The organism is Paenibacillus konkukensis (assembly GCF_023523925.1).
Lineage (GTDB): Bacteria > Bacillota > Bacilli > Paenibacillales > NBRC-103111 > Paenibacillus_S > Paenibacillus_S doosanensis.
Window position 1 is genome coordinate 1,029,632 of the sequence record NZ_CP027059.1, and the last position, 13,187, is coordinate 1,042,818.

The 13,187-nt window shown below is 51.4% G+C and carries 15 protein-coding genes and 1 pseudogene; 6 read left to right on the forward strand and 10 right to left on the reverse strand.

What is annotated here, in order from left to right; translation table 11 throughout:
• The first annotated feature begins 374 nt into the window (after positions 1-374).
• Complete coding sequence (locus SK3146_RS04495; protein WP_249863948.1) at positions 375-782, forward strand: hypothetical protein; 408 nt, start codon at positions 375-377, stop codon at positions 780-782.
• Between the two features lies 1 nt (position 783).
• On the opposite strand, the gene SK3146_RS04500 is transcribed toward SK3146_RS04495, so the two are convergent.
• Entirely contained in the window at positions 784-1,503 is a 720-nt protein-coding gene (locus tag SK3146_RS04500) for a YheC/YheD family protein (RefSeq protein ID WP_249863949.1), read from the reverse strand.
• A 186-nt stretch (positions 1,504-1,689) separates the two neighbouring features.
• Positions 1,690-2,898 carry an MFS transporter gene (locus tag SK3146_RS04505; protein WP_249863950.1) on the reverse strand — a complete coding sequence of 403 codons (1,209 nt, stop codon included), beginning with the start codon at positions 2,896-2,898 and terminating at the stop codon, positions 1,690-1,692.
• Positions 2,899-3,205: 307 nt separating this feature from the next.
• Between SK3146_RS04505 and SK3146_RS04510 the strand changes: the two genes are divergently transcribed.
• Positions 3,206-4,465, forward strand: coding sequence for a multidrug effflux MFS transporter (locus tag SK3146_RS04510; RefSeq protein ID WP_434006857.1), 1,260 nt, complete (start codon positions 3,206-3,208; stop codon positions 4,463-4,465).
• Between the two features lie 79 nt (positions 4,466-4,544).
• Here SK3146_RS04510 and SK3146_RS04515 read toward each other — a convergent pair whose 3' ends face one another.
• The gene (locus SK3146_RS04515; RefSeq protein ID WP_249863951.1) at positions 4,545-4,754 is read right to left on the reverse strand and encodes a hypothetical protein; all 210 of its coding nucleotides are present in this window, start codon (positions 4,752-4,754) and stop codon (positions 4,545-4,547) included.
• Positions 4,755-4,893: 139 nt separating this feature from the next.
• On the opposite strand from SK3146_RS04515, the gene SK3146_RS04520 reads away from it, so the two are divergent.
• Positions 4,894-5,055: a hypothetical protein gene (locus SK3146_RS04520; RefSeq protein WP_249863952.1), complete on the forward strand. Its 162-nt coding sequence runs from the start codon at positions 4,894-4,896 to the stop codon at positions 5,053-5,055.
• Positions 5,056-5,166: 111 nt separating this feature from the next.
• On the opposite strand, the gene SK3146_RS04525 is transcribed toward SK3146_RS04520, so the two are convergent.
• The 3 genes from SK3146_RS04525 to SK3146_RS04535 form a co-directional block, all read right to left on the reverse strand.
• Positions 5,167-5,373, reverse strand: a complete 207-nt coding sequence (locus tag SK3146_RS04525) for a cysteine-rich CWC family protein (protein WP_249863953.1) — start codon at positions 5,371-5,373, stop codon at positions 5,167-5,169.
• A 30-nt stretch (positions 5,374-5,403) separates the two neighbouring features.
• Positions 5,404-5,592 carry a hypothetical protein gene (locus SK3146_RS04530; protein WP_249863954.1) on the reverse strand — a complete coding sequence of 63 codons (189 nt, stop codon included), beginning with the start codon at positions 5,590-5,592 and terminating at the stop codon, positions 5,404-5,406.
• A 94-nt stretch (positions 5,593-5,686) separates the two neighbouring features.
• Complete coding sequence (locus SK3146_RS04535; protein ID WP_249863955.1) at positions 5,687-6,640, reverse strand: carbon-nitrogen hydrolase family protein; 954 nt, start codon at positions 6,638-6,640, stop codon at positions 5,687-5,689.
• A 228-nt stretch (positions 6,641-6,868) separates the two neighbouring features.
• Here SK3146_RS04535 and SK3146_RS04540 point away from each other — a divergent pair, with 228 nt between their 5' ends.
• Complete coding sequence (locus tag SK3146_RS04540; protein WP_249866179.1) at positions 6,869-8,305, forward strand: MocR-like pyridoxine biosynthesis transcription factor PdxR; 1,437 nt, start codon at positions 6,869-6,871, stop codon at positions 8,303-8,305.
• Positions 8,306-8,605: 300 nt separating this feature from the next.
• On the opposite strand, the pseudogene SK3146_RS35240 reads toward SK3146_RS04540, so the two are convergent.
• Both SK3146_RS35240 and SK3146_RS04555 read right to left on the reverse strand, forming a co-directional pair.
• A pseudogene (locus SK3146_RS35240) lies at positions 8,606-9,006 on the reverse strand (GlcG/HbpS family heme-binding protein).
• Between the two features lie 177 nt (positions 9,007-9,183).
• Positions 9,184-10,104: a hypothetical protein gene (locus SK3146_RS04555; protein ID WP_249863956.1), complete on the reverse strand. Its 921-nt coding sequence runs from the start codon at positions 10,102-10,104 to the stop codon at positions 9,184-9,186.
• A 131-nt stretch (positions 10,105-10,235) separates the two neighbouring features.
• Here SK3146_RS04555 and SK3146_RS04560 point away from each other — a divergent pair, with 131 nt between their 5' ends.
• Positions 10,236-11,138: a LysR substrate-binding domain-containing protein gene (locus tag SK3146_RS04560; protein ID WP_249863957.1), complete on the forward strand. Its 903-nt coding sequence runs from the start codon at positions 10,236-10,238 to the stop codon at positions 11,136-11,138.
• 83 nt (positions 11,139-11,221) lie between these two features.
• Here the strand turns inward: SK3146_RS04560 and SK3146_RS04565 are convergent, their stop codons facing one another.
• Both SK3146_RS04565 and SK3146_RS04570 read right to left on the reverse strand, forming a co-directional pair.
• Positions 11,222-11,656, reverse strand: coding sequence for a FixH family protein (locus SK3146_RS04565; protein WP_249863958.1), 435 nt, complete (start codon positions 11,654-11,656; stop codon positions 11,222-11,224).
• Between the two features lie 118 nt (positions 11,657-11,774).
• Positions 11,775-12,449 carry a hypothetical protein gene (locus tag SK3146_RS04570; RefSeq protein ID WP_249863959.1) on the reverse strand — a complete coding sequence of 225 codons (675 nt, stop codon included), beginning with the start codon at positions 12,447-12,449 and terminating at the stop codon, positions 11,775-11,777.
• Between the two features lie 299 nt (positions 12,450-12,748).
• On the opposite strand from SK3146_RS04570, the gene SK3146_RS04575 reads away from it, so the two are divergent.
• Positions 12,749-13,174 carry a VOC family protein gene (locus SK3146_RS04575; RefSeq protein WP_249863960.1) on the forward strand — a complete coding sequence of 142 codons (426 nt, stop codon included), beginning with the start codon at positions 12,749-12,751 and terminating at the stop codon, positions 13,172-13,174.
• Positions 13,175-13,187 lie beyond the last annotated feature (13 nt).

A 13,187-nucleotide genomic window follows, 5' to 3' on the forward strand; every position in this document is an offset into this window, starting at 1 on the left:
ACTTTTTCCAAACAAGCGAATGAAACATCAGATGGCTGCTCACATGCCGTCGCCAATATTCCCAAGTATGACCGCCGGGATGCTCGATATAAGTGTGCGATATTTCGCTCCCCGACAACCGAATATCATCGACCGGGCCTTGCGCTCTCTTCCGTGGCTTCCTTGCAAATGAGGTTCTTTTCACCTAACATCCGTTAATTCCCCTATATTCAAACATCCTTATTGGCTGTCCTGCTTAAAGGGGCATCCATCATGACACTTATCACCTATTTTTTTCCATCCCTTACCCATGTTACCATTTGAACTGAACCGACCCTCAAAGAAAGGAGTCATTGCAGAAGCCGAATTTCAAATTGAGAAAGGATGATGATGTAATGAAAAAACGTTTGACCGCCTCATTGCTGGTGCTCATTGCTTTATTCCTGGTCGCTCTCCCGGTAAGCGCAAGTTCGGTGGACCAATGGGTGGAACTCGACTATTGGAGCTCCTCCAAAGATTCTTACAGCCGATACGGCACGGACGTGTATATTAACGTAAGCAACACGGCGGTCGGCAGCAACAGGAGCAGCATTTATTTTGAAGTCGTGGATGCATGGGAGGGCGTCATTGACTCCGGCGTCGTCATCCCTTCCTATGATTATTACAACAACATTCAAAACGGCGAATACGTGACATCCAGGGAATACCACTTTGATACGGCTCATCCCGTTCATGTGGTTCTCTACAGCATGAACGGCTACGGCAGCGAAGGCGATGCTTATATTATGTGGGAGAATAACTAACTCATTTCGTTATGTGAGCGTAGCTCAAAATTCGCCTGTACATCGTTTTGTTCTTCAATGCGTTGAAGATACTCATATCGGGCTTCGTATTGATCTCCAGAATCCATGGCTTCATTCGGGAATCGACGGCGATGTCGACGCCGAAAGCGCGCTTGGTTTTGTAGCTTTTGGCGAGAACTTCGCTGGCTGTTTTGCCCAGCTTTTCTATGCTTTGAATGTATTTTTTTCGGGCGTCCCGTTTCAGATGCGATTGGAGCAGCAGCTCGAGGGGAAGCGGGGTTCCGCCCGAATGATAGTTCGTTACTATTTTGTTGGGTCTAGCCAGCCTTCCGACGATGCCTGTCGGGATGAATTGTCGATGCTTGTTCTTTTGCACCATGACCCGGATGTCAAACGCCCGATCATTATGCTTGAGCACGGCAATCCCTTTCTGAACGACAAACGGACGTTGGATTAACCTGCTATGAATGGAACGGTATAAAGCGTCAATCGTAGGAAAGTGCCTGGATGCGGTCCCGCTTCGCAGCGAGAAACCGTTTTTTGTTCTGCCGATTTTATATATTCCGTGCCCTCCTGTGCCCGTATCAGGTTTCAAGTAAAGCGATTCGTACAGCCGAATCATTGCTTTAATATTGGCTTTAGTGGCAATCCGGGTATCCGGCAAAAAAGAGCTTATAGATTGAAACCGTTTCATGAAGCGATATTTTCCCAACTTTCCCATTTTATACTTCACCCTCTTCACATCATCAGCCTCCCGCGTTTTCACCAAACTAATATATGTGCGCAGAGGACATGTGCGGTACGGGCGAACGTTGATTTTTCAACTAAACATAAGCGGATACATTTTAAAAAAGCATGATCATTTCCCCAGCGGTTTGGGGTTGATCATGCTGTTTCTATGCACTTTTTACATCGAAGACTTCTCCGCACGAACGGAAACCGCTCTTCTCCCGCCCGTCAGGCGCCTGACGGACAACCAACTGCTCGCGCATAGCACGCACGCGCCGAACAAATACGGAAGGTCGATATGAATATCGAATAAAATGCCCGCAGTCACCGGCCCGAATATATTGCCAAGGCTCATATACGCATTGCTCATCCCGGCTACAAGCCCCTGCTCCTCTCCGGCTTCCTTGGACAGCATCGTATTGATCGTCGGGCGTAAAATATTATTGAACGTAAAGAACAGCATCGTCATGAGCATTACGTAGTAGAAATTGCCGGAAAATAGCAGGCACATTAGCGATACGGCGGATAACAGCAGCATGGCGCCTATAATCCGCTTTTCCCCGAATCGAAGCGTGATCCGTTCCGTTAGGACGACTTGATTCAGCGTCCCTATTAAAGAACATACGGTAATGAGGATGGCGATCTCGCGTGTAGTGAAGCCGTACCCCTGCACTACGAAAAGCGGAAAAATCGCCTCGAAATGGGTCAGACCGAACGTAGTGGCAAAAACAATGAGCAGTAATATAAAATAACGGGAGGTCACCGAAAATGCAAGCTGACGAAACACATTCTCCCTGCTATTCCCGGATTGCCGGCGCGCCTGACGCACCTCCGGGGATAACGGCTCCCGCAGCAATTTCAGGCTGCATATCATGGCGAGCAATCCTGCGCACGCGGATGCGTAGAACGGAGCTTTGATCCCCAGCTCGGCAAGCATCCCTCCGATGCCGGGCCCGATAATGAATCCCGAGGACATCGAAGCCCCGATCCACGACATCGCTTTGCTGCGCTGATCGTCAGTCGTAATGTCGGCGGCATAAGCCATAATGGCCGGCACCAATGCCGCCGAGCCCATGCCCCCGATTAACCGCGACACGAATAATAAGGGCAGCCCTCCTGCAACGGCCGCCAATAAGTTGGAAACGGCGAATAAGCAGAGTCCGGCGATAATCACCGGTCTGCGGCCGTATTTATCGGACCACTTGCCTGCAATCGGAGAAAACAGAAATTGTGTTAGTCCGAAGCAGGATACCAGTAGCCCGGCCGCCTGACCTCCCGCCCCAAATTCCTTGAGAAGATCCGGCAATATCGGAATGACAAGCCCCATGCCCAGCATGGCGAGAAACATATTTAATAGTAATAATGGAAACGCCGACTTAAAAAGCATCTGTTATCTCCTCTGTAGTCAAAATGAAAAAGAGCCTCGGATAGCGGCTCTCCTCCTTTTCTATGCCTCTAGTATATTACCATGCGTCTATTCATAAGGAAAATATATAAAATGTTACAATTCCTAATGTTTTTTATATACCGTGCTTCCATTAGAGCCATTTCAAGCCAATAGGTCCTGAGTCTATCATGCAAGCTCAGCTTTTCTTCCATTTGCTATGCCGAGAACAGGTATGCCTAGAACGGCGATTTTGCTACAATAAAGTGGTTGTTTTAAGATCATACATTCGGGAAAGCAGGGACAATTCATGCAGTATAAACATTCGGATGCAGGCGGGATTCCGCAGTCGTCCGTTTCCATCGGTTCCTCTCCGGCGAAGTCCAAGGCGATCATGGTTGCGATTTTGGGCAGCTTGGCGATGATGGGACCTTTAACCATCGATATGTATTTGCCGGCGCTGCCTACGGTAGTTACCGATTTCCGCACCACCGCTTCCACCGTTCAGTTAAGCTTAACTTTTTACTTAATCGGCTTGTGTCTAGGACAGCTGCTCGCAGGCAGCATCAGCGACATTCGCGGCAGACGCGTTCCGATGCTGGCGGGACTGCTCGTATATGCCCTGTGTTCGCTGCTCTGCGCATGGAGCCCGACGGTCTGGTGGCTCATTATTTTCCGGACGCTTCAAGGCTTCTCGGGCGCGGCAGGCATGGTCATCTCGCGAGCCGTTGTCCGCGATCTGTACTCGGGTACGGAGCTGACCAAATTTTTCACCTTATTGATGATGGTCAATGGCGCCGGTCCGATCGTCGCGCCCATTATCGGGGGGCAATTATTGCGTTACACGTCCTGGCATGGCGTGTTTGTCGTGTTATGCGGAGTGGGGATCGTCATGTTCTGCGCCGTCCTGTTCGGCTTGAAGGAAACTTTGCCTGCGCATAAGCGCTCGAAGGGCGGCTTCGGGACTACGATCGGCACGTTCCGCAGTCTTCTTAAGGACCGGGTGTTCATGGGATATGCGATGTCCTCGGGCTTCGTCACCGCAGCTTTATTCGCTTATTTATCCGGCTCGTCCTTTGTTCTTCAAAACATTTACGGAGTTTCGCCGCAAATGTACAGTTTTATATTTGCCGTCAACGGCGTCGGTTTCGTGGTGACCTCGCAAATTACCGGCAGACTTGTGGGCCGAGTGCCCGAGATTAAACTGCTCGTGAGCGGGTTCGTGATGGCCGCAGCCGGAGGCGTTCTGCTGCTGCTGATGCTGCTGCTCGGAGTGGGGCTGGCGGGGGTGTGGATCTCGTTCTTCCTGATTGTAAGCAGCGTAGGGATCGTCGGGCCGACAAGCTCGTCATTGGCTCTTCAAAGCAAAGGCAAAACTGCGGGAAGCGCCGCCGCGCTGCTGGGCGTTCTGTCGCTGATCTTCGGAGCGATTACCTCTCCGCTTGCCGGAATCGGCGGTGATCAGTCCGCTCTTCCTCTCGGCATCCTCATCGCAACCGCCTCGGTCGGATCGATCTTGTGCTATGTGATCCTGATTCGCCGTGCGCATCGGAATAGCGGAACGGTATAAACCGTCTCGTCATCCAATCCGTCATTTCAATGAAAAAAGGCAGCCCGTCGGCTGCTTTTTTATTATCGCAAAACTCGGGTCAGGAGAGCTCTTCCTGATTATCCGCCAGTTGGGCCTGCACATGCTCCTGTCTCGCTTGTTGGAGCTGTTCTTTGGCCTCCTGAATGTCCTGATCTCTGTTGACATTGCTGTGTCTGGCTTCATTCAAAGCATGAAGCGCATGATTCATCGCGTTCTGGGCCTTTGTCCTTGCGCTTTGCTCTTGCGGGTTCCCCTGTTGTTCCGTCATTCGCTATTCCTCCCTTCTACATAGGTAAACAAAATTAATATGGTCGGAATATTCGTTTGTCATTCATATTCTCCTGGACTTTGCAAATAATATTCAAAGCACTTCGAGTCACTAAGCCAAAAATCATAGGAGGACAGCAATGGAAAACGAAAAAGAACGGGTGGAAAACGTCGAGGAGCCGGAAAACGCCGCGGATATAGTCCATGTTCCCGAGGGGGCGAAGGATTTTGTCGATATTATCGGCGACGAGAATCTCGATGCTTTTGGCAACGCCGGTTCCAATTCCCTTATCGGTCCGTAACACGGAATAACCGCCTGCATGAAAACCTCGCCTTCCACCGGGACGATTCCTGTTCACCGTTGGAGCGAGGTTACGCATGAGGCGGTTCATTTGCATTACATGCAGTTGAAATTACAACGGCTTGCCGATTCGGAACGATTCTGCGCAATTACGGCATATGCAGGCTTTACCTCGCAGCGGTTCGGGCACCCGGTCTCTCAGCTCCCGGGGGATATTGGCACGAAAGCACCAGCAGTCTCCCTGCTTCGCTTCGCAATGATTGGGGCCGTTGCAAATAGGGCAGCGGCGCTCATCAACGCCTGTTGTTTCGTTATTCAAGAAACGTTCCCCTTTCCCGGCGAATCGGCTTTAATGAGACAGCTTGGCTTTGAGCCGCGCCTTCTCGGCCTCTTCTTCAGTAAATCCATCCTTCACCAGCTGTTTTTTGACTCTAACCGCAAAAAGGTCGGCTCCCAATTCCAGCTCCGGCGTATCCGCCGCTTTATACCGCTCGGCCATCTGCTGAGTGGCATGCTTTAATTGCTTCCTCTTCTCCATGATCCCACCCTCTTGGATTTTTCCATATATTCTCATTATACATGATTTATAAGGAGGAGCAATCGGTTTCCTTTTTCTATGGGGAAAAGCCGGTTTAGGTCTGATCGAACCGTACGATCGACTGCTTCTTCTCGTTAACGATAAGCTGGAAGACGTCCGGGCGGCTGTAATGCCCCACGGCATCGAAGTCAAACCGGCTTTGCGTAATGAGAGAGCGGTCCAGCACAGCTAGCAAAATACCTTCCTGATGATAGAGCGGTTGGGCGATATATTCGCCGAGCGGTCCTACGACAGCGCTTCCCCCTCTGCTAAGGACGTCGTCGTCGCCCTCAATATCGTCATAGCACGACAAATCGGCCGGATAGGACGCCTTGGTCGCAAATTGGTTGCAAGCAATGACGTAACACCGTCCTTCGCAAGCGATATGCCGGATCGTGGCCTGCCACGTATCGCGGGCGTCCGCCGTTGGGGCCAGCAAAATATCGATGCCTTTGGCATACATGGCCGCCCGGGCCAGCGGCATATAGTTTTCCCAGCAGATCAACCCGCCGATTTTACCGAAGGGGGTGTCGATAACGGTTAGCGTACTGCCGTCGCCTTGTCCCCACAAAAGACGTTCGGAACCGGTAGGAACGAGCTTGCGGTGCTTTCCCAGCACTTCTCCTTCCGGCCCGATGTATACGATGGAATTATACAACGTGCCCGTGCTGAACTCCCGATCCCGCTCCACAACGCCGATTGCGAGGTACACGCTGAGCTCCTTGGCCAACTCGCCGAGCAGCGCGGTTTCTTCACCCGGTATGTCGATGGCGCTCTCCCAATAGCGCTGCCAATCTTTCCTTCCGTCGGACGTACGGCTTCCGACCCGCGCACCGAAGCTTAAGCCTCGCGGATAGCCGGGTATGAACACTTCGGGAAAAACGATCAGCTCCGCTCCTTGCCGAGCCGCTTCCTTCGTCATCTGCATGATCTTGTCCATAGCGGATTGCTTATCGAACAAAATCGGCGCGGCTTGAACGACGGCTACCTTCATCTGCTGCTTGTTCATTCCATTATCCCCCGATCTATGAATATATTCCGATTCGTTTACTATGATAAAGGAAAAGCGCGTAAAACAAACCATCCACTTCCGGTTATTTCGAACCATCCATGTTCAAATAATCGCTAAACAATTGTCATCGTTATGATAAAAACCAGAGTCTTCCTTTAGAATAAGGAATGGTATGATAAACATCACAACGACGTATTATTTTACGAAATAAAGGGTGATAAAATGATGTGGAAACCCGACCGGCAAGGCAAAAAGCCGCTATACGAGCAAATTGCCGACCACCTGGAGCAGCAAATTTCTTACGGCGAATTTCCGCCGGGCAGCTTGCTCCCGTCGGAACGGAAGCTGGCGGAGCAGCTCGGCGTAAACCGCAGCACCGTCATCTTGGCGTTCGCCGAGCTCCGATCGATGGGCATCGTTGAAAGCCGGACAGGCAGCGGAACGCGCGTCAGCCGAACCAAATGGGAAGCGATGCCGAAGCATACGCCCAATTGGAGCCGTTACTGCGAGGGAGGAAGCTTTCTGCCCAACCTGCCCTTCCTGCGCAAAATTCGCGAAGCGCTGGCGCAGCAGCCTTCTCTGATCGATATGGCCAGCGGCGAATTATCGCCGGATTTGGCGCCGACGGACGAAATTGCGGCGCTCATGAGCGAGCACCGGTACACTTCGTATTTGGGCTACGACAATCCGCAAGGCTATGTCCCGCTTCGAGAAGCGCTCGTAGGCTATTTGGACGCGTACCGAAAAATTCAGACGACCGGGTCGTCGATCCTGATCACTTCCGGCTCTCAGCAGTCGTTATATTTAATTACGCAATGCTTATTGTCTCCGGGGGATGCCGTAGCGATTGAAGATCCTTCCTATTGCTATTCGCTGCCGATGTTTCAATCGGCCGGGCTCCGCCTATTCCGGCTGCCTGTCGACCAAGACGGAGTGCGTCCGGAAGATATTCGCATTTTGTACAAAAAGCATCGCATCAAGATGGTGTTCGTCAACCCGAATTTTCAGAATCCGACAGGAACGGTATTAAGCATGGAGCGGCGCAGGCAGCTGCTCCATATCGCAAGCGAGTTGGGACTGCCGATTGTCGAGGATGATCCGTTCAGCCTGACTGCGTACGGCGAGGAAGCTCCCGTGCCTCTGAAGTCGATGGATACGAACGGCTCCGTTCTGTATATCGGCTCATTTTCCAAAATCGCCGCCTCGGGCCTCCGCATCGGCTGGATGGTCGCTCCGCATTCGATCGTGGAACGGCTGGCGGATGCCCGGCAGCAGATGGACTTCGGTCTTAGCGTGATTCCTCAGCAGGTGGCCGCCCAGTTCATCCAATCGTCATACTTTCAACCCCATTTGGAACGATTGCAGCTTCAGCTGCAGTTCAAGCGGGACCTCGCGATCGCCTCCCTGCGAAAGGAGCTGCCGGATTCGATTTCCTTCACGGCGCCTCAAGGCGGGCTGCATTTGTGGTGCCAGCTGCGGCATGATGTGCCCGACGGCAAGCTGCTGGAGGAAGCCGTCAGGAAAGGCGTCGTGTTTGTGCCCGGCAGCGTCTACGGCTCGGATGCGGGTTTCGTCAGATTCACTTATGCGAGAGCGAAGGCCGAGGACATCGAGACGGGCATTTCCGGCTTTGCGCAAGCGCTGCGGGAGCTGCTGAGCTGATCCGCCCCTTATAAGAAACAACCGCAGATACGAGGGCTCTGCGGTTGTTTTTTCATCGTTATACAGCATAATCCACATCGATCCGGCGACGATCACTACAAGAATGACCAGCCCGATAAATATAGCCCCGAGCAGAGCCGTTACGCCGAGCCAGCCGATCGGCGCGCTGCGCTGTCCACGGTGCATGGCAAGCAATGCCAAATAAGACCTTCCGGTTTACGGAAAGGTCCTACTGTGACTGGCGTTCCGCCTTGTGCGAGCCGGAACGCAAATAAGGCGCATCCCCCGGGAGGCCGGAAATTAGCTATGCGTCTGCACCGAGCCGATACGCGCGCTAACATGGGTACCCGCTTTTCCCGTCATCGCTGTAAATGCTTGAACCGCCGCATTAGCCACTTCCATGTCCTGAGTGCTGCTGCCCCCGCTTACGCCGACGCCGCCGACAAGACGGTCGCCGCTCATAAGAGGTATGCCGCCCCCAGAATAACGATACGTCCGCCGTTGGTCGTATTAATCCCGAACGAAGGCCCGCCGGGCTGCGCCGCCTGCGTTAAATTGGCCGTCGGCATCCGCATGGCTGCACTTGTCCAGGCCTTGTTCTTGGAAATTTCGATGCCGGCCAGCCGCGCCTCATCCATCCGGTGAAACGCGACCAGATTGCCTCCGTCGTCTACAATCGCGATATTGCTGGCGAGCCCCATTTGCCGGGATTTTTGTTCGGCCGCGTCGATCAACTTTTTGGCCGTCTCCAAAGTTAACTTAACCAAGCTCTCACTCCTTCCCCATACTGCTACAACATATGATGGGAATGTGAAAACCGTGATCAATGACTATCCGTTCGCAAGGTGAGCGCTCTCCGCCGACAAGGAAGCAGTGCCTCATACCGATACGCCGGTGCTTTTGGCAGCAGCCGATGCGTCGTACTTTTTGTAGACCGCCGCCAAAGCGAACAGGAACAAACAAGCGCATAGCGTGCCGAGCGGAAGCTGGGGCACAATATCGTCCGGAAATAGAAACGGCAGCAGCGGGAATGCATAAATGGCGGGCATCCGAACCTTCATCAGCAGCTGCAGCAGCAGCATCAGAACGATATCCAGCAGGGTAACGAGCAGCCAAGCGTCGATAGCGTAAAACAGCAAGGTGCCGACCGTCGCCGATACGGTCAGCGCAATCCCCTGCTTGAAGGCCGTTTTTCCGGTATAGTCCGGCTTCTGGATCGACTCGTAGATCACGACGATGACGGGCGGAATGACGGCCAGCCGCTCGAAACCGGTAAGCCCGCAAACGCCGAGCCAAAGAAACAGAAGGAGCAGGAACATCCACGTATTTTTCGAGGGGGAATGGACTATCGGCTGCAGCGGCCGATGCCATCGGAACCAAATCACCGCAAGCATGAATACGAAAGTAAAGGAAAAGATAAGAAGGACCAGCGTCCAGTCATGCGCATCCGTAATCAAAGGCAGCAAGCCGGTTGCCAGCGACGGGGCGAAATTCGATCGGATCAGACGCAGGATGAGCATAATTAGAATAAACGTTAGGCCGACCTTCGCCAGGTAGGCCAGATGCAGTTGATTGACGGAAAATCCGATGACGGACGTAAGGGACGGCGCCAGACAAATGTTGAGCGGGTCCCTCAGCCAATTCGGATCGCGGTAAGCCCACATGGCGACCGCCATCGCCGCCATTTCCGGAAGAATGCATTCTTTGCTGCCCCATAGAACGGAACCTCCGACCATACTCAGAATAAAAGCAAATGCCGCAAAATACGAACCTACCACCGCTTTTTTCGTTATATTCATCTACTCTCCTTTCTCATCGGCTCGCATAACGCCTTGTTCTCCTCAGCTACTTGAAGTATACATGCAGGATGTATAAAATAATAATATACGTTTTATATTATCTATAATTATACTGTATAGAAGGTGCGGAATTGTCCATTAACTTGCATGCTTTGATGCTGTTTTATCATGTTGCTTTAACCGGAAGCGTTACGGAAGCCTCGAAACGGTTAAATATTAGCCAGCCCGCCATTTCAGCGCAAATTCGCAATTTTGAAAAGCAGTACGGCATGATTTTATTTGAAAAAAAGGGCCGAAATCTGGTGTTAACCCCGTTTGGGCAAAAGCTTTTTAAACCGACTGAAAAATTGTTTATTCTGGAAGAACAGATTCACACTATGATTGAGGATTATCAGAAGTATCCCAAAGGAAAGCTGCGGATCTCCGGCAATTATCTTGCAACGAGTGTCCTGATTCCGAAATGGGCATCTCTTTTTAAGCAAAAATATCCCGAGGTCGAAGTGGTCATTTCAACTGTCAATTCGCAAACTGCATTCGATAGCTTACATCATTACGAAGTCGATATCGCTATATTCGGGAACAGCAATATTACCACTCAAACGAGCCACTCCCTGCAATGTTTGGAATTATACAGCGACGAATTTGTATTCGTAGTGGCGCCCAACCATAAATATGCCAACCGGCATATCTCCATAGAAGAAATGATCAGGGAACCGTTCATCATGCGGGAAGAAGGGAGCACGACAAGAAGGAGGCTAGTTGAAGTATGCGAGGCGCATAACGTGAACCCGCCAAAGATAGAGCTGCAATTTAACGGTCTGAACGAAGCGATCCAAGCCGTCGTAGCCGGATACGGGGTAAGTTATGTTTCTCTTCTTGTAGCAAGTCAATTCATTCAACGCGGAGAGTTGGCGACCGTAGAGGTCGACGGAATCCGGCTTACGAATAAAATCGTGCTCTGTTCTCATGAGCCGGCTTACCTCGAAGAATATATCCGCGACTTTATTTCGATAATCCTTAAAAATAAAGCTTAGCTGGAATTCCGCATAAGCCAAAGAACCCCTTGGAAATGATTCCGCGGAGTTCTTCAGGGGCATTCTATTATTGCTAGACTCGATCAAGATGATACTCGATTGTTCGAAGGAATGACTTCGTCAACGACCAGTTCCTTTTGCGGCGTCGACACTTTCCCTTCTTTATCTTCAACATGAGCTTTCACGTAATATACACCGCTTTCCGGAAACATCGTCCGGGCGCGATACGTGCCGTCCAGCCAATGGGTAGACGTGATCCATTCATGCTTCTCGCTGTCTTTTCTCCAAATTTCAAACTCGACCTTGCTAGCATCCTTTACATCTTGATCCCCCTGTGTCAGATGAGCGTCTATAAGAACGGCGCGCCCAGGCAGAAGCACTTCCTGAACGGTTTGCACATCGACAACGACCCTGGAGGCTTGGCCATTCTCGACGCCAGCGGTTTGCGAACAAGCGGCGGCGATAAGAAGACCTGCAAGCGCCGGTAATAAGAGCATGCTCTTTTTCATATCATTCATCCCCTATCTTGTTGTTGTTTCAACCACCCTTGCAGCTTAAGTATACATAGGGGACTCTTCGATGAATAATATATTATTTGTACTATCTATATAAAAAGAGAATAGATTGCCGGCGATCCTACTTTTTAAACCGTTCCATGAGCAGCTTCGCTTGCGCCTCCATCTGCTTCTCGATCGAGATCGGATCGCCCGGGAGGAAATCGTTAACATTGACCTGAATAACCCGATTTTGAGTGACGACCGGCAAGCTGCGCCAGAGCGGAGCTTCTTTAAGCTCTTGCTCCAGCTTGGCGTTATCGCCCTTCTGCCAATCGTAGACGGTCAGAAATACATAGTCGCCCACATAGTCCGGCAGCGTCTCAAGCGAAGCTTTCAAATAGGACGGCTCCTTGTCCATAACGGCTTCCTGCACTTTGGCGGGCGCTTTCTCCAGCGAGATCGTATTGCCCAAGTCATCGATGCCCTCAGACAAGCCTAACGGCTTCAGGAATGAGGAATCCCGGAATTGGCTCAATTGATTCGAGGTCGCTCCTATCGGTTTCACTCCTACAGCCAGCAAGTGCCCCATGAATTGATCGATGAGAATCCGCTGCGGATGCGCCGGCATCGTCACTTCATGACCCGCGTAATCCCGGAATACGCGGGTCATGTTCTCCGCCGCCGATGCCGCTTGGCCGTTGCCGGACTGGGACGTCGAAGCCGACGCAGAGTCTGTGCCGGGCGCCTTCCCGGGGGAACTTGCGCCGCAAGCGGCTAACAGTACGGCCAACAGCACGCTAATCGCTGTCGTCATAGTGAATTTGGGGAATAACTTCATCGCTTTTCTCCAGCTCCCTCCAATCAATAACGATTCTCATTATCATCGCAATAGTATGCTCTATCCCCGTCCTCATGACCATAGACGATTATGCTCATTGTGCCCGCTTCCTTCGGTATCGTTTCCGTCGGCTTCAAAGAACATATCTGGCGGCTGCGACATATTGGAGCTATAAAAGGGTGGTGATTTCGTCGAGTAGAAGTTTCTTTTAATGGCAATGATAGTGTATAGTTATAGCGTTAACATCAATAATTTTCCATTTAGGAGTGAAACTGATGTCCGTTAATGTCTATTTTAATTTCAACGGGAACTGTCGAGAGGCGGTAGAATTTTATGCGGAGGCGTTCGGCACGAAGCCGCATATCATGACCTTTGAACAAGCTCCGCCGAATCCCGACTTCCCTCTGCCGGAAGAAGCCAAACATCTGGTCATGCATGCGCGGCTGAATATCGACGGCAGCGTAGTCATGTTCTCCGACGTATTTCCCGGCATGCCTTTCACCGCCGGAAGCAATATCACAATTTCCATTGTCAATAAAGATGTAGACAAGCTGAAATCGTATTATCATAAGCTGAAAGAAGGCGGCGAAGTCCGTATGGAGCTTCAGGAAACGTTCTTTAGTAAATGCTACGGCAGCCTTAAAGACAAGTTCGGCATCGAATGGCAGCTCAATCACGATAACGGCGAAATGGGAATGTGAGAAAAGCTTGCCA

What these genes read in the sequence shown, in the direction of transcription:
- SK3146_RS04570 (WP_249863959.1), bottom strand. Translation starts at nt 12,449, where the DNA reads ATGACGACAGCGATTAGCGTGCTGTTGGCCGTACTGTTAGCCGCTTGC.
- SK3146_RS04520 (WP_249863952.1), top strand. Translation starts at nt 4,894, where the DNA reads ATGGAAAACGAAAAAGAACGGGTGGAAAACGTCGAGGAGCCGGAAAAC.
- SK3146_RS04555 (WP_249863956.1), bottom strand. Translation starts at nt 10,104, where the DNA reads ATGAATATAACGAAAAAAGCGGTGGTAGGTTCGTATTTTGCGGCATTT.
- SK3146_RS04565 (WP_249863958.1), bottom strand. Translation starts at nt 11,656, where the DNA reads ATGAATGATATGAAAAAGAGCATGCTCTTATTACCGGCGCTTGCAGGT.
- SK3146_RS04575 (WP_249863960.1), top strand. Translation starts at nt 12,749, where the DNA reads ATGTCCGTTAATGTCTATTTTAATTTCAACGGGAACTGTCGAGAGGCG.
- SK3146_RS04515 (WP_249863951.1), bottom strand. Translation starts at nt 4,754, where the DNA reads ATGACGGAACAACAGGGGAACCCGCAAGAGCAAAGCGCAAGGACAAAG.
- SK3146_RS04530 (WP_249863954.1), bottom strand. Translation starts at nt 5,592, where the DNA reads ATGGAGAAGAGGAAGCAATTAAAGCATGCCACTCAGCAGATGGCCGAG.
- SK3146_RS04535 (WP_249863955.1), bottom strand. Translation starts at nt 6,640, where the DNA reads ATGAACAAGCAGCAGATGAAGGTAGCCGTCGTTCAAGCCGCGCCGATT.
- SK3146_RS04510 (WP_434006857.1), top strand. Translation starts at nt 3,206, where the DNA reads ATGCAGTATAAACATTCGGATGCAGGCGGGATTCCGCAGTCGTCCGTT.
- SK3146_RS04540 (WP_249866179.1), top strand. Translation starts at nt 6,869, where the DNA reads ATGTGGAAACCCGACCGGCAAGGCAAAAAGCCGCTATACGAGCAAATT.
- SK3146_RS04495 (WP_249863948.1), top strand. Translation starts at nt 375, where the DNA reads ATGAAAAAACGTTTGACCGCCTCATTGCTGGTGCTCATTGCTTTATTC.
- SK3146_RS04500 (WP_249863949.1), bottom strand. Translation starts at nt 1,503, where the DNA reads ATGGGAAAGTTGGGAAAATATCGCTTCATGAAACGGTTTCAATCTATA.
- SK3146_RS04505 (WP_249863950.1), bottom strand. Translation starts at nt 2,898, where the DNA reads ATGCTTTTTAAGTCGGCGTTTCCATTATTACTATTAAATATGTTTCTC.